The sequence below is a fragment of the Streptomyces sp. NPDC059850 genome, assembly GCF_042731515.1.
GTDB lineage: Bacteria > Actinomycetota > Actinomycetes > Streptomycetales > Streptomycetaceae > Streptomyces.
The window spans coordinates 1-22,350 of the sequence record NZ_JBHWJI010000031.1 but is presented as its reverse complement, the minus strand read 5'-3'; the positions used below and the strand labels follow the sequence as shown (position 1 = coordinate 22,350).

The window sequence follows — 22,350 nt, the reverse complement described above, 5'->3', positions numbered from 1 at the left end:
TGCGCCCGGCGCACGTTGGCGCGCCGGGCGCATTCACACGGGGCGGTTCCCCCGAGGGACGGCTCAGGAACCTCCCCCGCAGCCGCCACCACCGCCACCGCCGCCACCGCCACAGCCCCCTCCGCCGCCGCAGCTACTGCTGCTGCCGCCGCAGCTGCTGCCGCCGTGGTGGTGGCCGCCACCGCAGCCACCGCCGCTCGAACCACCACTGCCGAGCCACCAGCCGCCACCGGCGCCCCCGGACGAACCCGCCCCGTAAGCCCCCCGGCGCTTCCTGGCCTTCCCGGCGCTCAGTGCCGCCACCGCCATGACCGCGAAGACCACGACGACGAACACGATGACAAATCCCATGGGGTCCTCACTCCTTCCATCCCCCGTAGCGAGCCCCCGTAGCGAGGTACCGCTCTGTCGTGCCTGACCAGCTCCTGCCCGGCTTGGTCCCCGTCAAAAGCCGAGTTGAGCAAGTCCAGAGGTTCGATGGGGACACGCCCGTGGCTCACAGCCGCCGCAGGCGCGCCACGGCCTCGCGGAGGACGTCCTCCCGCTTGCAGAAGGCGAATCGGACCTGGCTCCGCCCGGCGTCCGGGTCGTCGTAGAAGACCGCGTTGGGCACCGCGACCACGCCGCAGCGCTCCGGAAGGCTCCGGCAGAGGGCGATGCCGTCCTTCTCGCCGAGGGCCGCGACATCGGTGGTGATGAAGTAGGTGCCCTGCGGACGGAAGACCTCGAAGCCCGCCTCGGTGAGCCCGTCGGCGAGGATGTCGCGCTTGGCCCGCAGCCCCTCCCGGAAACCGGTGAAGTAGCCGTCCGGGAGGCTCAGCGCCTCCGCCACCGCGTACTGGAACGGGCCCGCGCTGACGAAGGTCAGGTACTGCTTCGCGGTACGGACGGCCGTCACCAGCGGCGCCGAGGCCGTCACCCAGCCCACCTTCCAACCGGTGAACGAGAAAGTCTTCCCGCTCGACGAGATGGAGACGGTCCGCTCGCGCATCCCGGGCAGCGAGGCGAGGGGGATGTGCTCGCCGTCGAACACCAGGTGCTCGTAGACCTCGTCGGTGACCACGAGAAGGTCGTGCTCGACCGCGAGGGCCGCGATGGCGGTCAGCTCGTCGCGGGTGAGCACCATGCCGGTCGGGTTGTGCGGGCTGTTGAGCAGCAGCAGCCGGGTGCGGGGCGTGATCGCGGCGCGCAGGGCGTCGAGGTCGGGGCGGAAATCGGGGGCCCGGAGGGTGAGGGGGACGCGGGTGGCGCCCGCCATGGCGATGCACGCCGCGTAGGAGTCGTAGAACGGCTCGAAGGCGATGACCTCGTCGCCCGGTTCCAGCAGCGCCAGCATCGACGCCGCGATGGCCTCGGTGGCGCCCGCGGTCACCAGCACCTCGGTGTCGGGGTCGTAGGACAGGCCGTAGAACCGCCGCTGGTGCTCGGCGATGGCGGTCCGCAGCTCGGGGACGCCCGGGCCGGGCGGGTACTGATTGCCGCGCCCGTCCCGGAGGGCCCGTACGGCCGCCTCGCGGACCTCCTCGGGCCCGTCGGTGTCGGGGAAGCCCTGGCCCAGGTTGATCGCGCCGGTGCGCGCGGCGAGCGCGGACATCTCCGCGAAGATCGTCGTGCCGTGCCCGTCGAGCCGTCGGTTCAGCAGCGGCCTGCCGCCCATGTCTCCACCATTCCCTCTGCCGGTTTCAGCCATCGTCCACCGTCCATCCTCGCCGAGGGCGGGCGATGAGCGGAGGCGCGGCCGCAGGAGGTACGGCTAGCCGTCGCCTCGCAGCGCGGCGGCGGCCCGCGGCCGCAGGGCGATGCGCGTCGTCAGCACTCCGGTCAGAGACGCGAGCACGCCCGCACCGCCCACGATGAGGGCGAGGGTGGCCCCTGGCAGGGAAGGGTGGGGCGAGCCGGTCAGGGCCCTGCTGAACGCGGTCAGGACCAGCCCGGCCACCGTCGAGCCGACCAGCAGCGCCGCGAGCACGGTCACGGCGTTCTCGGCCCGCATCATGTGGGCGACCTGCCCGCGGGTGGCGCCGACGAGCCGCAGCAGCGCGAACTCGCCCACCCGCTCCATGGTCGTCATCACCAGGGTGTTGACGACCGAGATCGACGTGAACACGGTCACGATGGCCAGCAGCAGATAGGTGGCGGTCATCGACGCATCCCGCTGACGACGGGCCTCGGCCCGGTGCGCGGAGCGGTCCAGGACCTCCCAGGACGGCCGGTCCCCGGTCAGAGCGGCCAGCCGGTCCGCCACGTCCCCCTCCCGGCCCGGCAGGGCCCGTACGTACACCGTGTCCAGGATGGACGGGTCCCCGGGCAGCAGGTGGGCGGCGGCCATGCGCTGCGGCACGACCAGGTCCCCGAAGCCCTGGTCGCGGGTGTAGATCGCGGCCACCCGGGACCGTTCGACGCGGTCGTCGTCCAGGGACAGCCACACCGTGTCGCCCACCTCGGCACGGGCGGCGCGGGCCAGGGACCGGCTCAGCGCGATGTCGTGCGGCCCGAGCCGGTCGAGGCCGCCGTGGGCGGGCGCCAGGTCGAGCACCTGGCCCAGGGAGCCGTCCGTGACCGCCTGGACGATGCCCCGGGGTCCCTCGCCGTCCGGATCGTCGCTGCCGAGCACCATCGCGTGGGTGCCCTGGACACCGATGGCCTCGGCGACGCCCGGCAGGCCGCCGACCGTCCTGGCGGCCGAGTCGGGCAGGTCCTCCTGCCCCGTGGCCCGCACCAGATAGTCGGCGACCAGCCGCTCCCGGTCCTGCCGCTCCTGTTCGTGCCACTTCATCTGCGGTACGAACAACACCACGGCCGCGAAGGCGACGGTGATCGCGAGCGGGGTGGCGGCCGCGCCCAGCCTGCGGTGCCCCGCGCTCAGATTCGCCCGCACCAGCGCCCCGTTCACCGGCAGCAGCACCAGGCACCCGAGGCCGAAGACACCGGCGGCCAGCTTCCCGATCCACGGGGCGAGCAGCCCCACCGCGACCATGAACACCATGACGATGCCCGCCGCGGTGTTGGCCGCGTCGGACGACCCGCTGGCTTCCTCGATGGCCGACAGCCCCCAGAAGCCGCCGCCCAGCGCCGCGAGGCCCAGGGCGGTCCGTACGACGCCCACCCGCCGGGGCGGTACGGCCGCCTCCCCCAGGGCCTGGACGGCGCGCACCCGGGAGGCTCTTCTGCCGCTGCTCCGGACCGCGAGCTGGGCGGTCACGCAGCAGATCGCCACGGCGCCGAGCGGGCTCCAGACGCCGAAGTCCAGGGGGAAGGCGTCCGGCACCCAGCCCTGGCCGACCAGCCAGGCCCGCAGCGCGGCGGCCAGCAGGACGCCCAGACCGCACCCGGGCACCGCCGCCACGGCGGTGACCACGAGGGCCTCGTACGCGATCAGCCGCCGCACCTGACCGGGGGTCGCGGCGACGGCGCGCAGCAGGGCGATCTCCCGGGTGCGCTGCTGAACGGAGAGGGAGAAGGTCCCGGCCACCGCGAAAGCGCAGACGAACAGGCAGATGAAGGCGAACGGCACGGTGAAGGACAGCGCCTCTTCCCCGCCCTGCTCCGCTCCCGCCCGCGCGCCCGCGTCGAGCAGCACCGCGAGCGCCGTCACCAGGGTCTGGGCGCTCGCCATCGCCACGAAGGATCCGGCGAACGCGACCTTCCGGTTGCGCACGGTCCACCAGGCCAGCCGTAACAGCATCTTCTCGGGCCCCCGGTCCGTCGGCGTGCTCGTTCACCTACAGGACAAGAACCCGGTAGCGCGCCGTCGTCCTGACGGGCGGCGCGCTGGCCGGGTTCTCGTGCTGCTGTGCCTGTGTGCTGCTGTGCCTGTGCTGCAGTGCGTGCGCTGGCCGACCGGCCTGCTCAGGCCTCGTCGTCGCCCGGCTTCTCGTCGTCGCCGGACTCGGCGTCGGTCTCCAGGCCGAGCTGTTCGACCAGCCAGCGGTCGAACTCGATCGACGCCCGCACCCAGCTGACCGTGCTGGATACGAAGTGCTCCAGGCTGACGCCGGTGCCGATCAGCATCTGCGCCTCACCGATCAACCGGACCGTGCCGTCGTCGTTGGTGTGGCTGTAGACCTTGGGCCACAGGGTGCGGCGGTTCCAGTCGTCGATCACCTCGAGCAGCTGCGGCTTCACTTCGATGCCGTGCGGCCGGTCGTAGAACGTCCGGACGGAGAAGACCTGCTGCTCCTCCTCACCGCGGAACATGAAGTAGGTGCGGAACTGCTCCCACGGCGCCGCGAGGTCTCCCTCCTCGTCGACGACGTACTTCAGCTCCATCTGCTCCAGAAGCTGCTTGACCAGGTCCTGGTCGGGCAGCACGGGGCCGCTCGGACCCGCCGGTTCGGGCTCGGGCTGGCCCCCGAAATTCGGAATCGAGGACGGGTCGATGCTCACCGTGGATTTCCCTTCGTATGGATACCGCCATCCTCCCTCACACCCGCCCCCGCCGTGCAACCCTGACCGGACCTTTGCGCGATCAAGACAGCGATCAGGACAGCGGCGGTGTGATCACCGCGCCGGGCCCACCAGGAGGCCGTCTCCGGCCCTCTCGACCCGGACCGTGTCGCCGTCCCGGACCTCGCCGGAGAGGATCTCCCTGGCCAGCCGGTCACCGATCGCGGTCTGCACCAGACGGCGCAGCGGGCGCGCCCCGTACGCCGGGTCGTTGCCCTCCTCGGCGAGCCAGGCCAGCGCCTCCGGGCTGACCTCCAGGGTCAGCCGCCGTTCGGCGAGGCGCCGGGCGAGCGCGGCGATCTGCAGCTCGGCGATGCGGGACAGTTCGTCCTGGCTGAGCGCGGAGAAGACCACCAGGTCGTCCAGGCGGTTCAGGAACTCCGGCTTGAAGGAGGTGCGGACCGTCTCCAGCACGCTCTGCTTCTTCTCCTCCTCGCTGAGCAGCGGGTCCATCAGGTACTGGCTGCCCAGGTTGGAGGTGAGGACCAGGATGGTGTTGCGGAAGTCCACCGTCCGGCCCTGGCCGTCGGTGAGCCGCCCGTCGTCCAGCACCTGGAGCAGGATGTCGAAGACCTCGGGGTGGGCCTTCTCCACCTCGTCCAGCAGCACCACGCTGTACGGGCGGCGGCGCACCGCCTCGGTGAGCTGGCCGCCCTCCTCGTAGCCGACGTAGCCGGGCGGGGCGCCGACCAGCCGGGCGACGCTGTGCTTCTCGCCGTACTCGCTCATGTCGATGCGGACCATGGCCCGCTCGTCGTCGAAGAGGAAGTCGGCGAGCGCCTTGGCCAGCTCGGTCTTGCCGACGCCGGTGGGGCCGAGGAAGAGAAACGATCCGGTGGGCCGGTCCGGGTCGGCGATCCCGGCCCGGGTCCTGCGCACGGCGTCCGAGACGGCCCGTACGGCCTCGGTCTGGCCGATCAGCCGACGGCCCAGCTCATCCTCCATGCGCAGCAGCTTCTGGGTCTCGCCCTCCAGCAGCCGCCCGGCCGGGATGCCGGTCCAGGAGGCGACCACATCGGCCACGTCGTCCGGGCCGACCTCCTCCTTGACCATGGTGCCGCGGTCCTCCTGCTGCACCTCCGCCTCGGCCTCCGAGGCCTCGGCCAGCTCCCGCTCCAGGGCCGGGATCTCCCCGTACAGCAGCTTGGAGGCGGTGCCGAAGTCGCCGTCGCGCTGGGCGCGCTCGGCCTGGCCGCGCAGCTCGTCCAGCTTCTCCTTCAGCTCACCGACCCGGTTGAGGCCCTGCTTCTCCTTCTCCCAGCGGGCGGTCAGGCCGCGCAGCTCCTCCTCCTTGTCGGCGAGGTCGCGGCGCAGCTTCTCCAGCCGCAGCTTGCTGGCCTCGTCGGTCTCCTTGGCGAGCGCCATCTCCTCCATCTTCATCCGGTCGACGGAGCGCTGCAGCTCATCGATCTCTACGGGTGAGGAGTCGATCTCCATACGGAGCCGGGAGGCGGCCTCGTCGACCAGGTCGATGGCCTTGTCGGGGAGGAAGCGGGAGGTGATGTACCGGTCGGAGAGGGTCGCGGCGGCCACCAGCGCGCCGTCCGCGATCTGCACCTTGTGGTGGGCCTCGTACCGGCCCTTGAGGCCGCGCAGGATCGCCACGGTGTCCTCGACGGTCGGCTCGGCGACCAGCACCTGCTGGAAGCGGCGCTCCAGCGCGGCGTCCTTCTCGATCCGCTCGCGGTACTCGTCCAGCGTGGTCGCGCCGACCATGCGCAGCTCACCGCGGGCGAGCATGGGCTTGAGCATGTTGCCCGCGTCCATGGACGAGTCGCCGCCCGCGCCCGCGCCGACCACGGTGTGCAGCTCGTCGATGAAGGTGATGATCTGGCCGTCGCTGGACTTGATCTCGGCGAGGACGGTCTTCAGCCGCTCCTCGAACTCGCCCCGGTACTTCGCGCCCGCGACCATCGCGCCGAGGTCGAGCGCCACCAGCCGCTTGTCGCGCAGGCTCTCCGGCACATCGCCCTTGACGATGCGCTGGGCCAGCCCCTCCACCACGGCGGTCTTGCCGACGCCCGGGTCGCCGATCAGCACCGGGTTGTTCTTCGTACGCCGCGAGAGCACCTGCACCACGCGCCGGATCTCCTGGTCCCGGCCGATGACCGGGTCGAGCTTGCCCTCGCGCGCGGCGGCGGTGAAGTCCGTGCCGAACTTCTCCAGCGCCTTGTACGTGCCCTCCGGATCGGGAGTCGTCACCCGCTGTCCACCCCTGGCCTTCTCGAACGCGGCGAGCAGCGGCTTGACGCTCGCCCCCTGCTGGTCGAGCAGCTCCCCGGCCTGGCCGCCCTTGGCGGCGACGCCGATCAGAAGGTGCTCGGTGGAGATGTAGTCGTCGCCCAGGTCCTTCGCGCGCTGCGCGGCGTCCACGAGGACCGCCTGCAGGTCACGGCTGGCCTGTGGCGGGGCCACGGTGGAGCCCTGCACGCTGGGCAGGGCGGCGAGCAGCCGCTCGGCCCCGTTCCGTACGGCGGCCGCGTCGGTGTCGACGGCGGCCAGCAGATCCATCACGTTCTCGTTGTCCTGGCCCTGCAGAAGGGCGAGCAGCAGATGGGCCGGGGTCAGATCGGCGTGCCCGGCGGACACCGCACGGTCATTGGCCGCGCTCAGCGCCGCCCGGCTCTTGTTGGTCAGCTCGGCGTCCACGTACCTGGCTCCTCCTCATCGCGCTGCGGCGGACCACAATCCTGCCTGCACAACCAATCCTGCCGTGCACAACATGCGTAAAGTTGAGTCTATTCCACTCAACTGTGTCTCCGCCAGCGTTCTGGCCATAGGTTCCCGTCCATGGCCCTCGATCCACGCAACCCGGACCCCGCGTACCTCGCCTTCTGGCGCGAACGCCATATCTGCACCCTCACCACCCTCCGCCCCGACGGCACCCCGCACGTCGTCCCGGTCGGCGTCACCTACGACCCCGACGCCGGGCTCGCCCGCGTCATCGCCAGCGGTCACAGCCGCAAGGCCGCCCATGTCCGGGCGGCGAGCGAGTCGGCGGACGGCGCGCGGGTCGCCGTCTGCCAGATGGCGGGCAAGCGGTGGGCCACGCTGGAGGGGATCGCCCGGGTACGCACCGAACCCGAGCTGATCGCCGACGCGGAACGCCGCTACGCCGAACGCTACGAGCGCACGCCCCGCCCCAACCCGCACCGCGTCCTGATCGAGATCACCCTCACCCGTGCGATGGGACGCGGCTGAGCAGCCCCCGGCACGCGGTCGGTACGCCGGAACCCCGCGATCAGGTGTCGGACCCCTCGATCCGCGCGTACGCCTCGGCCATCTCGCCGCCGGTGTCGTACACCACCACCGGTTCGTCGCCGACCACCCACGCGTCATGGCCGGGCGGCACCACGAACACATCGCCGGGGCCCACCTCGCCCTCGGCGCCGTCGTCCATCCGCAGCCGCATACGGCCCTGCACCACGACCCCGGCATGGCGCACCTGGCAGCTCTGCGTCCCGGCCAGCGGCCGGACCGACTCCCGCCAGCGCCAGCCGGGCTCGAAGGTGCCCACGGCGAAGTCGAGCCCGGTCAGATGCAGGGTTTCCAGATGACCTCCGGGGAAGTCCCGCCGCTCATCCGGCTTGTCCAGCGTCTTGATCTCCAACATGTGCGGTACCTCCTCCCACACCTCCATGGTGCGCCCGCGGCGGGCCCCGGCCACATGAGCGAGGCCCGGCGACCGCATGGGTCACCGGGCCTGTCGCTGCCGAGGAGAGACGCTAGTCCCTGCGCTTGGGCTTGGGACGCCAGACGACCAGGGCACTGCCCTGGTGGACGTCCTGGTAGGGGACCAGGTCACGGCGGTACGAGGCGTGGACCTGGGCCTCGCGCTGCTGCATCGCGGCGGCCGCGCCCTCGACGGCCGACTGCAGCTCGGCCACGCGCGACTGCAGCGCGGCGACCTGGTTCTCCAGCTCGATGATGCGCTTGATCCCGGCGAGGTTGATCCCCTCGTCCTGGGACAGCTGCTGCACCTGGCGCAGCTGCTCGATGTCGCGCGCGGAATACCGCCGGCCGCGGCCGGCGGTGCGGTCCGGGGAGACCAGCCCGAGGCGGTCGTACTGACGCAGGGTCTGCGGATGCAGGCCGGAGAGCTGAGCGGCGACCGAGATGACGTACACCGGCGATTCGTCGGTCAGCTCGTACGGATTACGTGACCGGCCGGGTCCCCTGCCTCCGAGGCCCCCTCGGCCGTGCGTCTCCATCGGGTCATGCTCCCTTCGCGGCCTGGAACAGCTCCGCCCGCGGGTCATCGCCCGCGGTCGCCTCCCGGTAGGACTCCAGCGCCTCACGAGCGTCGTCGCTGAGGTCCTTCGGCACCGTCACCTCGACGGTGACCAGCAGGTCGCCGCGGGTGCCGTCCTTGCGCACCGCGCCCTTGCCACGGGCGCGCATCGTCCGGCCGCCCGGCGTTCCGGCCGGCAGCTTCAGGGTGACCGGCGGGCCGCCCAGCGTCGGGACCCTGATCTCGCCGCCGAGCGCCGCCTCCGGAAGGGTGACGGGGACGGTGACGGTCAGGTTGTCGCCGCGCCGGCCGAAGACCGGATGCGGGTCCACATGGACGATGACGTAGAGGTCACCGGCCGGACCGCCGGTCTCGCCCGGGGCGCCCTTGCCACGCAGCCGGATCCGCTGGCCGTCGCTGACGCCCGCGGGGATACGGACCTGCATGGTGCGGGCGGAACGGGCCCGTCCGCTGCCCTTGCAGGTCTCGCACGGGTCCTGCGCGATCAGGCCTCGGCCCCGGCACTCCACGCACGGGTCGGTGAGCGAGAAGCCACCCCCGCCGCCCCGGCTGACCTGCCCGGTGCCGACGCAGGTCGGGCAGACCCGCGGGGTGCCGTTCTTGTCGCCGGTGCCGGAGCACGACTTGCACGGGGCCTGGCTGGACATCCGCAGCGGGACGGTGGCCCCTTCGACGGCCTCGGTGAAGCTGAGCGTCACCTCGGACTCGACATCCTGGCCGCGCCGCGGCTGGGTCCGGGTGGGCCCGCCGCGGTTGAAGAGACCGCCGAACACGTCGCCGAGCCCGCCGCCGAAGCCGCCCGCACCGCCCGCGCCACCGGGGCCGCCCTGGGCGCCCCCGAAGAGGTCGCCCAGGTCGAAGTTGAAGCTTCCGGTGGAGCCCGCCCCGCCCGGCCCGGGGCGGAAGCCCCCGTTGCCGAACAGGGAGCGGGCCTCGTCGTACTCCTTGCGCCGCTTGGGGTCGCCGAGGATGTCGTTCGCCTCGGAGATCTCCTTGAAGCGCTCCTCGGCCTTGGCGTCGCCCTTGTTGGCGTCCGGGTGGTACTCGCGGGCGAGCTTCCGGTACGCCTTCTTGATCTCCGCCTCGGTCGCGTCCTTGGGGACGCCGAGAACCTTGTAATAGTCCTTCTCGACGAAGTCCTTGGTGCTCATCCCCGACGTCCCTCCTCTCCTGGTATTCCTGCCGTCACCGTCGCGTCAGCCCTCTTCCGGGCCACCGCTCTCCTCGTCCGGCGCCGTGCCGTCGCCTTCGCCCGGGCCCTTGGGCGAGGCACCCGGCTGGGGCTCGGCGACCGCGACCCGCGCCGGGCGAATCGTTCGTTCGCCGATTCGATACCCCGGCTGGAGAATCTGCACGCACGTCGTCTCGGTGACGTCCGGCGCGTACGAGTGCATGAGCGCCTCGTGAACCAGCGGGTCGAAGGGCTCGCCCTCCTTGCCGAACTGCTGCAGTCCCAGCTTCGCCGCCACCGTCTCCAGCGATTCGGCGACGGACTTGAAGCCGCCGACGAGTTCGCCGTGCTCCCGCGCCCGGCCGATGTCGTCGAGCACCGGAAGCAGCTCGGTCAGGAGGTTCGCGACCGCGACCTCCTTGACCTGCACCCGGTCCCGCTCGACCCGGCGCCGGTAGTTCTGGTACTCGGCCTGGATGCGCTGGAGGTCGGCGGTCCGCTCGTTGAGGGCGGTACGCACCTGGTCCAGCTGCGCCTGAATGGCTACCTGTTCGATGTCCCCGGCCGGGGCCCCCGGGCCCGCCTTGTCGGCGGACCCGGCGCCCTTCGCCGCGTCGTCGGGGGTCTGCGCGGCTTCGGAGGGGACGTCGGGCTGCTCCTCGAAGCCCGGGGTCTCCTCCGTCACGCGGCACCACCCTGGCCCTTGTCGGCCTTCTCGTCGTCGACGATCTCGGCGTCCACCACGTCGTCATCGGCCTTGGCCTGAGCGCCCTCGGCACCGTCCGCACCGGCGGCACCGGCCTCACCGGCGGCGGCGTCGGTGTTGGCGTACATCGCCTGGCCCAGCTTCTGGCTGACCGCGGCGACCTTCTCGGTCGCGGTGCGGATCTCGGCGGTGTCCTCGCCCTCGAGCTTCTCCTTGAGGTCGGTGAGCGATTCCTCGACCTCGGTCTTGACCTCGCCCGGGACCTTGTCCTCGTTGTCCTTGAGGAACTTCTCGGTCTGGTAGACCAGCTGCTCGGCCTGGTTGCGGGTCTCGGCGGCCTCGCGGCGCTTGTGGTCCTCCTCCGCGTACTGATCGGCCTCGCGCATCATGCGGTCGATGTCGTCCTTCGGCAGCGCGGAGCCGCCGGTGACGGTCATCTTCTGCTCCTTGCCCGTACCCAGGTCCTTCGCCGCGACGTGCATGATGCCGTTCGCGTCGATGTCGAAGGTGACCTCGATCTGCGGCACCCCGCGCGGGGCCGGCGGCAGGCCGGTCAGCTCGAACATCCCGAGCTTCTTGTTGTACGCGGCGATCTCGCGCTCGCCCTGGTAGACCTGGATCTGCACGGACGGCTGGTTGTCCTCGGCCGTCGTGAAGATCTCCGAGCGCTTGGTCGGAATGGTCGTGTTGCGCTCGATCAGCTTGGTCATGATGCCGCCCTTGGTCTCGATACCGAGGGACAGCGGGGTGACGTCCAGCAGGAGGACGTCCTTGACCTCACCCTTGAGGACACCGGCCTGGAGGGACGCGCCGATGGCGACGACCTCGTCCGGGTTGACGCCCTTGTTGGCGTCCTTGCCGCCGGTCAGCTCCTTGACCAGCTCGGCGACGGCGGGCATCCGGGTCGAGCCGCCGACCAGGACCACGTGGTCGATCTCGGACAGCGAGATGCCCGCGTCCTTGATGACGTTCTGGAACGGGGTCTTGCAGCGCTCCAGCAGGTCCGAGGTCAGCTGCTGGAACTGCGAGCGGCTGAGCTTCTCGTCCAGGTGCAGCGGGCCCTCGGCGGAGGCCGTGATGTAGGGCAGGTTGATGGTGGTCTCGGTCGAGCTGGACAGCTCGATCTTCGCCTTCTCAGCGGCCTCGCGGAGGCGCTGGAGAGCCATCTTGTCCTTGGACAGGTCCACGCCGTTGGCGTTGTTGAACTGCTTCACCAGGTAGTCGACGACGCGCTGGTCCCAGTCGTCACCACCGAGGTGGTTGTCACCGTTGGTGGCCTTGACCTCCACCACGCCGTCGCCGATCTCCAGCAGCGAGACGTCGAAGGTGCCGCCGCCGAGGTCGAAGACCAGGATGGTCTGGTCGTCCTTCTCCAGCCCGTAGGCGAGCGCGGCGGCGGTAGGCTCGTTGACGATACGCAGGACGTTGAGGCCCGCGATCTCACCGGCTTCCTTGGTCGCCTGGCGCTCGGCGTCGTTGAAGTACGCCGGGACAGTGATGACCGCGTCCGCGACCTTCTCGCCCAGGTACGCCTCGGCATCCCGCTTCAGCTTCTGCAGGATGAAGGCGCTCATCTGCTGCGGGTTGAAGTCCTTGTTGTCGAGGTTGACCTTCCAGTCGGTGCCCATGTGGCGCTTGACCGACCGGATGGTCCGGTCCACGTTGGTCACCGCCTGGCGCTTGGCCACCTCGCCGACCAGTACCTCGCCGTTCTTCGCGAAGGCGACGACGGAAGGCGTGGTCCTGGCGCCCTCGGCGTTGGTGATGACGGTGGGCTCACCGCCTTCGAGAACACTGACGACGGAGTTCGTCGTACCCAGGTCGATGCCGACCGCACGTGCCATTTCGGGATCCTCCAGCTACAGCATTGAGTGGAACAGGCTCAAGCGTGCATGATCCGCTTTTCGCTGTCAACAGACATGAGTCGTCACGGCTCAACTTTTATATGAGTCTTATGATCAAGAGAGCATTTGAGGAGGTCAGCGGGGCGGGCCGGGCGAGCGACGCAGATCACCGGCCGGTCGACTACATGGCCGTGCGCCCGGCCGGGTAATCTCGGTAAGACAAAATAAGTTACTGCTTAGTAATTCCCGCTCTCGCAGGTTCGAGGAGCCCTTATGCAACTCGCCGCGATCATCGTGTCGCTGGTCCTCATCGCGGTCGGCGTCGCCCTGTTCGGCCGTGCCATCCTGCAGATCTACCGCTTCGTGACGCTCGGCCAGCCCGTCCCCGCGGGCACCCGGACGGATGACCCCACCGGGCGTACGGTCACGGTGGTCAAGGAGTTCCTCGGGCACACCCGGATGAACCGCTGGGGCATCGTCGGGGTGGCGCACTGGTTCGTGGCCGTGGGCTTCTTCTCCCTGCTGCTGACGATCGTCAACGCCGTCGGCCAGCTCTTCCAGTCCGACTGGCTGCTGCCGGTGATCGGCGACTGGCTGCCGTGGGAGATCTTCACCGAGGCCATCGGCCTGATGACGACGCTCGGCATCCTCACCCTGATCGTCATCCGGCAGCTGAACCGGCCCGACGACGCGGGCCGCAAGTCCCGCTTCAGCGGCTCCAACATCGGCCAGGCCTACTTCGTCGAGGCCGTCATCCTCATCGTCGGCCTGTCGATCATGACGCTGCGGGCCCTGGAGGGCGTCCAGCACGGCGTCGACCACTACGAGATCGGCTTCTTCGCCTCGTACCCGCTGATCGCCGCCTTCAAGGGGCTGAGCCTCACCACCATCCAGAACCTCACCTACCTCGTCGCCATGATCAAGATCGCGACGTCCTTCATCTGGATGATCACGGTCTCTCTCAAGACCGACATGGGCGTGGCCTGGCACCGCTTCCTGGCCTTCCCGAACATCTGGTTCAAGCGTGAGGCCGACGGCGATGTGGCGCTCGGCGCGCTGCCGCCGATGGTGAGCGACGGCGAGCCGATCGACTTCGAGGACCCGGACGAGGACGCCCAGTTCGGCGTCTCGCAGATCGAGCACTTCTCCTGGAAGGGCATCCTCGACTTCTCCACCTGCACCGAATGCGGCCGCTGCCAGTCGCAGTGCCCCGCCTGGAACACCGGCAAGCCGCTCTCCCCCAAGCTGCTGATCATGTCGCTGCGCGACCACGCGCACGCCAAGGCCCCGTACCTGCTCGCGGGCGGCGGCAAGGACGCCGAGGGCGAGGAGAAGGCCACCGCGGAGCAGCTCAAGGACGTGCCCGCGAGCGCCCTCGCGGAGGCCGAGCGCCCGCTGATCGGCACGCTGGAAGAGAATGGCGTCATCGACCCGGACGTCCTGTGGTCCTGCACCACCTGCGGCGCCTGCGTCGAGCAGTGCCCGGTCGACATCGAGCACATCGACCACATCGTCGACATGCGCCGCTACCAGGTCATGATCGAGTCGTCCTTCCCGAGCGAGGCCGGGACGATGCTCAAGAACCTGGAGAAGAAGGGCAACCCCTGGGGGCTGGCCAAGAAGCAGCGGCTGGCCTGGACGAAGGAAGTCGACTTCGAGATCCCGGTCGTCGGCAAGGACATCGAGGACCTGTCCGAGGTCGACTACCTGTACTGGGTCGGCTGCGCGGGCGCCCTGGAGGACCGCGCCAAGAAGACCACCAAGGCCTTCGCGGAGCTGCTGCACATCGCGGGCGTCAAGTTCGCGATCATGGGCGGCGACGAGGCGTGCACCGGTGACTCGGCCCGCCGCCTCGGCAACGAGTTCCTGTTCCAGCAGCTCGGCCAGCAGAACGTCGAGATGCTGAACATGGCCTTCGGCGAGGACGCTGACGAGGGCGTCGTGGTCGAGCAGGCGAAGAAGAAGATCGTCGCGACCTGCCCCCACTGCTTCAACACCATCGCGAACGAATACCCGCAGCTGGGCGGCCACTTCGAGGTCATCCACCACACCCAGCTGCTCCAGCACCTCATCGACGAGGGCAAGCTGATCCCGGTCACCCCGGTCGAGGGTCTGATCACCTATCACGACCCCTGCTACCTGGGCCGCCACAACAAGGTCTACACCCCGCCGCGCGAGATCATCGCCAAGGTGCCGGGCCTGCGGAACGAGGAGATGCACCGCCACAAGGAGCGCGGCTTCTGCTGTGGCGCGGGCGGCGCCCGGATGTGGATGGAGGAGCGGATCGGCAAGCGCATCAACAACGAGCGCGTCGACGAGGCCCTGTCGCTCAACCCGGACATCGTCTCCACCGCCTGCCCGTTCTGCCTGGTCATGCTGACGGACTCGGTCAACGGCAAGAAGAACGACGGCAAGGTGAGCGAGTCGCTCCAGGTCGTGGACGTGGCGCAGCTGCTGCTCGACTCGGTGAAGACGCCCGCCGAGCCGGAGGGTGACGGCGAGTCGGCGAAGGCCCCGGAGCCCGCGCCGGTGAAGTGACCCGCTGAGCTACGACGCACCGAGGCCCGCCTGCGCGATGAGCAGGCGGGCCTCGTGCCGTACGTACGGCCTTACCCCCTCGGCTTGCCGTTCTTGGACGGCGGCAGCGTCTGCTCCGTCCAGATGACCTTGCCCTCCGCCGTGTACCGCGTCCCCCACCGGTCGGCGAACTGCGAGACCAGGAACAGCCCGCGGCCGCCCTCGTCCGTCGTCGCCGCGTACCGCAGATGCGGCGAGGTGCTGCTCGTGTCGGACACCTCGCAGATCAGGCTGCGGTCGCACAGCAGCCGCACCCGGATCGGGCCGGTGGCGTAGCGGATCGCGTTGGTGATCAGCTCGCTGAGGATCAGCTCGGTCGTGAACGCCACGTCCCCCAGCTCCCACTCCGCGAGCTTCCCGGCCACCGCCGCCCGCATCTCAGCGACCTGGGCCGGTTCGGACGGCACCTCCCAGTCGGCGATCCGCCCCGGCTCCAGGATCCTCGTACGGGCGACGATCAGCGCGATGTCATCGCTGGGGCGCTCGGGCAGCAGCGCGTCCAGCACCGCGGAACAGGTCTGCTCCGGGGAGCGTCCGGGGTGGGACAGGGCGTCGCCCAGCATCTCCATGCCCGTCTCGATGTCCCGGTCGCGCTTCTCGATCAGCCCGTCCGTGTAGAGCACCAGATGGCTGCCCTCGGGCAGCTCCAGCTCGGCCGTCTCGAACGGCAGCCCGCCCAGGCCCAGCGGCGGGCCCACGGGCAGATCGTTCAGGAACTCCACCGAGCCGTCCGGGCTCACCACCGCGGGCGGCGGATGTCCGGCCCGGGCCATGGTGCAGCGCCGCGTGACCGGGTCGTAGATCGCGTACAGACAGGTGGCCCCGATGATCACCTCACCGCCGCCGTCGCCGTCCGCCAGGGCACTGTGGCTCTCGTCCTGGTCGATGCGGGCGATCAGGTCGTCCAGATGGGACAGGATCTCGTCCGGGGGCAGGTCGAGGGTGGAGAAGTTGTGCACGGCGGTGCGCAGCCGCCCCATCGTGGCCGCCGCGTGCAGCCCATGGCCGACGACGTCGCCCACCACCAGCGCGACCCGCGCGCCCGGCAGCGGGATGACGTCGAACCAGTCGCCGCCGACGCCCGACTCGGCGGGCAGATAGCGGTACGCGACGTCGAGGGCGTTCTGCTCGGGCAGCACCCTCGGCAGCAGGCTGCGCTGGAGGGTGACGGCCATGGTGTGCTCGCGGGTGTAGCGCCGGGCGTTGTCGATGCTGACGGCGGCCCGGGTGACCAGCTCCTCGGCGAGCGAGACGTCGTCCTCCTCGAACGGTTCGGGCTTCTCCGCGCGCATGAAACTGGCCACGCCCAGCACCACGCCCCGGGCCCGCAGCGGGACCGTGATCATCGAGTGGATGCCGCAGTCGACGATCTTCCGGGCCTGGTCGGGGTCCTGCTCCTGCCAGCCCCCGTGGTCGCTCAGCACGGGTACGACCGTGACGACGCCGGTGCGGAAGCCCTGGGCCTGGGGCGCGTTCGGGGTGAACCGGATCAGCTGGCCGAGCGGGTAGAGCGGCACGTCGTCGCGGATGCCGCTGAGCGCCGTACGCCGCAGGGGCGTGGGGCGGCCGTCCGCGCTGCCGCCGCCGCCCGTCGTACCGGCGGCGCCGTCCTGCGGCTCCTCGCCGCGCAGGACGGAGTCCGCGAGGTCGACGGAGACGTAGTCGGCGAACCGGGCCACCGCGTACTCCGCCAGCTCCTGCGCGGTGCGCACCACGTCCAGCGTGGTGCCGATGGACACGCCCGCGTCGTACAGCAGCTTCAGGCGGTTGCGGGCCAGGTCGACCTTGCCGGACAGCGCGCGCAGCTCGGTGGTGTCGCGCAGGGTCGCGACGCTGCCGGGCGGGCCGCCGTTGCGGTCGGTGGGGCGGTGGCTGACGGACAGCAGCCGCTCGCCCGCCGTATGCACCTCGTCGGTGGCCGGGCGCCCCGAGACCAGCAGCTCGGCCGTGCCCGGATCGAAGCCCAGCTCGGCGACGAGACGGCCCTCGGCGTCGTGCGGCAGGTCGAAGAGGCGGCGCGCCTCGTCGTTGGCGAGCACCAGGCGGCCGTCGCCGCTGACGATCAGCACCCCCTCGCGGACGGCGTGCAGCACCGCGTCGTGGTGCTCGTACATCCGCGTCATCTCGGCCGGGTCCAGACCGTGGGTCTGGCGCCGCAGCCGCCCGTAGACCAGCGCCGTGCCCACCGTGGCCAGGGCGAGCGCGGCCGCGGCGGCGCCGAACAGGAGCGGCAGCTGGTGATTGGCCGCGCCGCTCACCTTCTTGATCGTGATCCCGGCCGAGACCAGGCCCACGACCTTCCCGCGCTGGTCGAGGACGGGCACCACGGAGCGCACGGAGAGGCCGAGCGTGCCGGTGAAGGTCTCCGTGACCGTACGGCCCTTCACCGCGCCCTCGATGCTGCCCATGAAGTGCTTCCCGATCCGGTTCGGATTGGGGTGGGTGTAGCGGATCCCGTGGGTGGACATGGCCACGACGAAGTCGACGCCGGAGCCCTTGCGGGCCCGCTCGGCGAGCGGCTGCAGCGCGGCGGTCGGATCGGCGCCGCGCATCGCGGCGGCCATGCCCGGGGCGTTCGCGAAGCTCTCGGCGACGGCCATCGAGCGGTTACGGGCCTCGCGCTCGCTGTCGTACCGGGACTGCAGGACGAGCGCCACCACGGCGGCGACGACGAGCAGCAGCACGACGCCCACCTGCAGGACGAAGACCTGGCCCGCGACCGTACGCACACCACGGCCCGGGCGGCGGCGCTTCCGGTCGCGCCGACGGCCCCGGAGGCCCTGCCCCTCGTAGCGCTCACGCGCCTGCCGCGACTGACGTGCCTGGGGCACCTCGGTTTCGTGCACCGCGGCGTCGTGCCCGTTCCGCTCGCGGGCACTCCGTTGACGGCGGGGGCCTTGATGGCCGCGCTGATTCCGCCAGTCGGTCATGGTCCGGGCCAAGGGGACCCGTGATCGACCGAAAAGTCCGGCCATGTCGTTATTTTTAGCACCCTCGTACTGTGGCGGGCGAGCGGCATCCGCCGCTGCCGGCCGGCCACTCCCGTCCGACATCGCGCCTACACCCCGCTCGCACCCTCCATGGGTCTCGGTGCCTCACCCGTCACTGACGCTTCGTGCGAATCGCACATGGCTGCCCCCGCTCGCCCGCTTCGAACATGTACCGATCCTGGCCGTGAAGTATCCCTTCTCACAACAAGGTTGTGGATCCCTACAGGATCATGCCCCACCCGGGGGTAGGTAAATGTCCTGGACGGCCCTTGTGCTCCAAAGGTCATCTTTACAGTCAAGCGGACTGATCACTCCCGGAACCTCCTTTACGCACCACCCGTGCGCGCCGCGAGCGCCCCTCGACCGCGCCGCGAGCGCCGCGCGGATCGCCCTCCGGGTTACCGCCCGGTTGCCTCCAGGAGGGCTCCCGGGTTGCCTGGAGGTTGCCGTCCAGTTGCCGTCCAGGTGCCGTTCAGGTGGCCGTCCAGGTTGCCGTGACCCCGCCGCATGGGTTAGGGGTGACCGATGACGCCCGCGCCTCCCCCCACGCGACACTCCGGCCACACCGGCCACACCGGCCGCACAGGCCGCACAGGCCGCACCGCCCTCGCCACCTGCGCGGTGTGGGCCGGTGTGCTCGCGCTGCTCACCGGATGCGGAGTGGGTGATTCCGGCGACGGGCCACCACAGGACCGGCGTCCGTCGTCGGCCGCGACATCCGGAGGGGCCCAGCCCGCGACCGCCCCCGTCCCGCGCGGCAAGGGCAGCGAGCTGCCCGACGACGTCAACGGCGACCGCTACCCGGACCTCCAGCTTCCGGTCCCGCCCCGCAAGCGCGGCCTGCCCAGCCGGATCGCCTTCGTCCACGGCTCGGACGACGGCCTCCACCCCACCACCCGCACCGTCCTCCGGCGGGCCGACCTGGGCCTGCCCGACGGCGATGTCGCCGTCGCGGGCGCGACCGAGGTGGCCACCGCCGACCTCGACGGCGACGGCTACGCCGACGTCACCACCACCGGCGGCGAGCGGCTGAGCGCCGCCGAGGCCAAGCGCACCCACGCCACGGTGCGGACCGCTCCGTACATCGCGTGGGGCAGCGCGGGCGGCCCGCCGCACGCCCGCGCAGCCGCCCGCGTCCAGCTCACCGGCCCCGCCGACTCCGTCGATCCGCAGCGGCCGACCGTCGGCGACTTCAACGGCGACGGCCACCACGACCTGGCCGTGGTCCGCGCGGACCGTCGCTCGTTCCTCGTCCTGTACGGGCCGTTCAGCCGCGCGGGCCAGCCCGCCAGGACCGTGCCGTACCGCAGCCCGTTCCGCGGCGGCCACGCCGAGATCGGCGACCTCGTCGCCGACCGGATCCGCGGCGACCGCCCCACCGACCTGGTCGTGCACGGCATCAGCGCCGCCACCCAGTCCGGCTCCACCCTCCTGACCGCGGGCCCACGGGGGCTGCGGCACACCGGGCGGACGCTGCGCAAGGGCAACTCGATCACCTTCGGCGACTTCAACGGCGACCGCCGCCGGGACGTCGCCGTCGGCGCCAGCGGCACCCGCGCCGACGAAGGCGGCGACGCGACGGAGAAGCCGGACATCGGCCGCACGGTGAGCGTCTACTACGGCGCCGCCACGGGCCGCTTCGTCCGCTCCTCCCCCTCCCTCCCGGTACCGGGCATGTCGGGGACGATGGTCGCCGCCGACACGGACGGCGACGGCTCCGACGAGCTGGCCGTCCCGCTCGGCTCCGGCGGCGCCCGGCTGCTGGCCCCGCGCCCCGGCCGTACCGGCCGTACCGGCCGTACCGGCCCTGCCGCCGTGGTTCGCCACACCCTCACCCGCACCGCCCCGGCCCGGGTGGACGGCAAGGCCGTACGCCCCGACGAGCGCGCCGCCCGGCTCTACGGCGCGGCGGACTTCGATCACGACGGCAAGGACGAGGTCGTGCTCGCCTGGGGCCCCGGCATCGCCTTCTCCCTCTACGGCGAGGGGCCCGAGCGCTGGTGGATCACGAACGGCTCCTCCGACAAGATCACCTTCTCCAGCAGGCCCTTCACGGGGGCCCGTTAGCACTCCGGCAGGCCCTGGTGGGGGGTAAACCCCCCAGGGTCCCCCTAAGGGATGTCACAGCTCGGCAGCAATGCCGGGCCTGTCCCTCCGCTCCGGCACCCCACCCCCCACGACCGGGTACGTTCGAATGGTGGCTGGATTCAGGATCGGACGCGGACGGGACTCCCACTCCGCGCAACAAGGGCAGCAGCAGCAGCGACCGCAGCAGCAGCCGCACGGGTCGCAGGACCCGTACGGCCGCACGCAGCCGCAGTGGCAGCAGCCCGCCTCACAGGGAGAGCCGGAGTACTTCGGCAGCCAGGACCCGTACTACGGGCCGGGAGGCGGCGCACCGGGCCAGGGCGGCCAGGGCGGCGCGTACAGACCGGGACCGGGCGGCCCGCCCCCCGGTGGACCGGGCCCCGGCGGCCCCGGCCCGGGTGGCCCCGGCGCCTTCGCGGACAACAACGCCGGTCATACGCAGGCGTTCAGCGTGGGCGAGGCGCCCGACGCGTACGACCCGTACGGCCCCGGCCCCGGTTCGTACGACGACGGCAGCACCTACCGCGCCGGGTCCTCCACCGCCCCGCCCGCCGGTCCCCGGCTGCACTGGAAGCAGCTGCTGAGCGGCATCGTGCTGCGCCCGGCGGCCACCTTCTGGCAGATGCGCGACTACACGGTGTGGATCCCGGCCCTCATCGTGACGTTCGTCTACGGCCTGCTGGCGGTCTTCGGCTTCGACGACGCCCGTGCGGACGTCCTCAAGGCCCCGCTGGGCAACAGCATCCCGTGGATCCTCAGCGCGGGCGTCGCGGTCGTGATCAGCGCCCTGGTGCTCGGCGCGGTCACCCACACCCTCGCCCGCCAGCTGGGCGGCGACGGCACCTGGGGACCGACGATCGGCCTCTCGATGCTGATCATGTCGATCACGGACGCGCCGCGGCTGCTGTTCGCGGTCTTCCTGGGCGGCGACAGCCCCCTGGTCCAGGTGCTGGGCTGGGCGACCTGGCTGGCGGCGGGCGCGCTCTTCACGTCCATGGTGAGCAAGTCGCACGACCTGCCGTGGCAGAAGGCGCTGGGCGCGTCGGCGATCCAGCTGATCGCGCTGCTGTCGCTGGTCAAGCTGGGAACCCTGTAGGCGAGGGGCCCGCCTCCGGGCCCCTCTACCGTCTACGCGTCAAGAACCTGCCCGTCGCGCCGCACGACGGGCGGCTCGACGCTCCAGGGGAAGTTGATCCACTGCTCGGTGCGCTTCCACACGTACTCGCACTTCACCAGCGACTGCGACTTCTCGTAGATCACCGCGCTGCGCACCTCGGCGACGCTCCCGAGGCAGAAGTCGCGGACCAGCTTCAGCGTCTTGCCGGTGTCCGCGACGTCGTCGGCGATCAGCACCTTCTTGTCGGAGAAGTCGATCGCGTTGGGCACGGGCGCGAGCATCACGGGCATGTCGAGGGTGGTCCCCACGCCCGTGTAGAACTCCACGTTCACCAGGTGGATGTTCTTGCAGTCCAGCGCGTACGCCAGCCCGCCCGCGACGAAGACCCCGCCACGGGCTATGGACAGCACGATGTCCGGCTCGTACCCGTCGTCCGCGATGGTCTGCGCCAGCTCGCGGACGGCCGTGCCGAACCGCTCGTACGTAAGGTTCTCGCGCTCCTCAGCCACGGCCGGTCACACCTTCGTCTGGTGGAAGTTCTGGAACGACCGCGACGGCGTCGGCCCGCGCTGCCCCTGGTAACGGGAGCCGTACCGCGCCGAGCCGTACGGATGCTCGGCGGGCGAGGTCAGCCGGAACATGCACAGCTGCCCGATCTTCATCCCCGGCCACAGCTTTATCGGCAGCGTCGCCACGTTCGACAGCTCAAGGGTCACGTGCCCCGAGAACCCGGGGTCGATGAAACCGGCCGTCGAGTGCGTCAGCAGCCCCAGTCGCCCGAGGCTCGACTTCCCCTCGAGCCGCGAGGCAAGGTCCACCGGAAGCGTGACGACCTCGTACGTGGAGGCGAGCACGAACTCCCCCGGGTGCAGGATGAACGCCTCATCCCCCTCCGGCTCCACCAGCCGCGTCAGATCCGGCTGCTCCACCGCCGGATCGATATGCGGATAGCGATGGTTCTCGAAGACCCGGAAATACCGGTCCAACCTGACGTCGATGCTCGACGGCTGCACCATCGCCGGGTCATACGGATCGATTCGCACCCGTCCGGCGTCGATCTCCGTCCGGATGTCCTTGTCTGAGAGAAGCACGGAACGAGGATACGCAGTGGCGGGGGGGGGGGGCCCCCCCCCCCCCGCCCCCCCCCCCCCCCCCCCGA

At 71.0% G+C, this 22,350-nt stretch carries 17 protein-coding genes; 4 read left to right on the top strand and 13 right to left on the bottom strand.

Annotated features, from left to right (window positions below):
• Positions 1-63 precede the first annotated feature (63 nt).
• The 5 genes from ACFV9T_RS24650 to clpB form a co-directional block, all read right to left on the bottom strand.
• A complete protein-coding gene (locus ACFV9T_RS24650; protein ID WP_385443955.1) occupies positions 64-351 on the bottom strand; it encodes a hypothetical protein in 288 nt (95 codons plus the stop codon).
• A gap of 145 nt (positions 352-496) precedes the next feature.
• Positions 497-1,657 (bottom strand): pyridoxal phosphate-dependent aminotransferase, encoded by a 1,161-nt coding sequence (locus tag ACFV9T_RS24645; RefSeq protein ID WP_385443953.1) that lies wholly within the window; start codon positions 1,655-1,657, stop codon positions 497-499.
• Positions 1,658-1,753: 96 nt separating this feature from the next.
• The gene (locus tag ACFV9T_RS24640; RefSeq protein WP_385443951.1) at positions 1,754-3,685 is read right to left on the bottom strand and encodes an FtsX-like permease family protein; all 1,932 of its coding nucleotides are present in this window, start codon (positions 3,683-3,685) and stop codon (positions 1,754-1,756) included.
• A gap of 164 nt (positions 3,686-3,849) precedes the next feature.
• Positions 3,850-4,386 (bottom strand): YbjN domain-containing protein, encoded by a 537-nt coding sequence (locus ACFV9T_RS24635; protein ID WP_385443950.1) that lies wholly within the window; start codon positions 4,384-4,386, stop codon positions 3,850-3,852.
• Positions 4,387-4,500: 114 nt separating this feature from the next.
• The gene (gene clpB / locus ACFV9T_RS24630) at positions 4,501-7,095 is read right to left on the bottom strand and encodes an ATP-dependent chaperone ClpB (RefSeq protein WP_385443948.1); all 2,595 of its coding nucleotides are present in this window, start codon (positions 7,093-7,095) and stop codon (positions 4,501-4,503) included.
• Positions 7,096-7,236: 141 nt separating this feature from the next.
• On the opposite strand from clpB, the gene ACFV9T_RS24625 reads away from it, so the two are divergent.
• Positions 7,237-7,647 (top strand): pyridoxamine 5'-phosphate oxidase family protein, encoded by a 411-nt coding sequence (locus tag ACFV9T_RS24625; RefSeq protein WP_385443946.1) that lies wholly within the window; start codon positions 7,237-7,239, stop codon positions 7,645-7,647.
• Between the two features lie 40 nt (positions 7,648-7,687).
• On the opposite strand, the gene ACFV9T_RS24620 is transcribed toward ACFV9T_RS24625, so the two are convergent.
• The 5 genes from ACFV9T_RS24620 to dnaK all read right to left on the bottom strand — a co-directional run bounded on the left by ACFV9T_RS24620 (position 7,688) and on the right by dnaK (position 12,419).
• On the bottom strand, positions 7,688-8,059 hold the full coding sequence (locus ACFV9T_RS24620) for a cupin domain-containing protein (RefSeq protein WP_385443944.1): 372 nt from the start codon (positions 8,057-8,059) through the stop codon (positions 7,688-7,690).
• 112 nt (positions 8,060-8,171) lie between these two features.
• The gene (locus ACFV9T_RS24615) at positions 8,172-8,657 is read right to left on the bottom strand and encodes a heat shock protein transcriptional repressor HspR (RefSeq protein WP_385443942.1); all 486 of its coding nucleotides are present in this window, start codon (positions 8,655-8,657) and stop codon (positions 8,172-8,174) included.
• A gap of 4 nt (positions 8,658-8,661) precedes the next feature.
• Entirely contained in the window at positions 8,662-9,849 is a 1,188-nt protein-coding gene (gene dnaJ / locus ACFV9T_RS24610; protein WP_385443940.1) for a molecular chaperone DnaJ, read from the bottom strand.
• A gap of 45 nt (positions 9,850-9,894) precedes the next feature.
• Positions 9,895-10,554 (bottom strand): nucleotide exchange factor GrpE, encoded by a 660-nt coding sequence (gene grpE, locus ACFV9T_RS24605; protein ID WP_385443938.1) that lies wholly within the window; start codon positions 10,552-10,554, stop codon positions 9,895-9,897.
• Positions 10,551-12,419, bottom strand: coding sequence for a molecular chaperone DnaK (gene dnaK, locus ACFV9T_RS24600; RefSeq protein ID WP_385443936.1), 1,869 nt, complete (start codon positions 12,417-12,419; stop codon positions 10,551-10,553). The genes grpE and dnaK overlap by 4 nt, the downstream gene beginning before the upstream one ends.
• A gap of 273 nt (positions 12,420-12,692) precedes the next feature.
• On the opposite strand from dnaK, the gene ACFV9T_RS24595 reads away from it, so the two are divergent.
• Positions 12,693-14,957 carry a heterodisulfide reductase-related iron-sulfur binding cluster gene (locus ACFV9T_RS24595; RefSeq protein WP_385443935.1) on the top strand — a complete coding sequence of 755 codons (2,265 nt, stop codon included), beginning with the start codon at positions 12,693-12,695 and terminating at the stop codon, positions 14,955-14,957.
• A gap of 71 nt (positions 14,958-15,028) precedes the next feature.
• Here the strand turns inward: ACFV9T_RS24595 and ACFV9T_RS24590 are convergent, their stop codons facing one another.
• Positions 15,029-17,926: a SpoIIE family protein phosphatase gene (locus ACFV9T_RS24590; RefSeq protein ID WP_385443933.1), complete on the bottom strand. Its 2,898-nt coding sequence runs from the start codon at positions 17,924-17,926 to the stop codon at positions 15,029-15,031.
• Between the two features lie 585 nt (positions 17,927-18,511).
• Between ACFV9T_RS24590 and ACFV9T_RS24585 the strand changes: the two genes are divergently transcribed.
• Entirely contained in the window at positions 18,512-20,053 is a 1,542-nt protein-coding gene (locus ACFV9T_RS24585) for an FG-GAP repeat domain-containing protein (protein WP_385443931.1), read from the top strand.
• A gap of 127 nt (positions 20,054-20,180) precedes the next feature.
• Positions 20,181-21,170, top strand: a complete 990-nt coding sequence (locus ACFV9T_RS24580; RefSeq protein WP_385443929.1) for a Yip1 family protein — start codon at positions 20,181-20,183, stop codon at positions 21,168-21,170.
• Between the two features lie 32 nt (positions 21,171-21,202).
• Here ACFV9T_RS24580 and ACFV9T_RS24575 read toward each other — a convergent pair whose 3' ends face one another.
• Complete coding sequence (locus tag ACFV9T_RS24575; RefSeq protein WP_385443927.1) at positions 21,203-21,700, bottom strand: phosphoribosyltransferase; 498 nt, start codon at positions 21,698-21,700, stop codon at positions 21,203-21,205.
• 6 nt (positions 21,701-21,706) lie between these two features.
• Complete coding sequence (gene dcd, locus ACFV9T_RS24570; RefSeq protein WP_385443925.1) at positions 21,707-22,282, bottom strand: dCTP deaminase; 576 nt, start codon at positions 22,280-22,282, stop codon at positions 21,707-21,709.
• Positions 22,283-22,350: the final 68 nt, after the last annotated feature.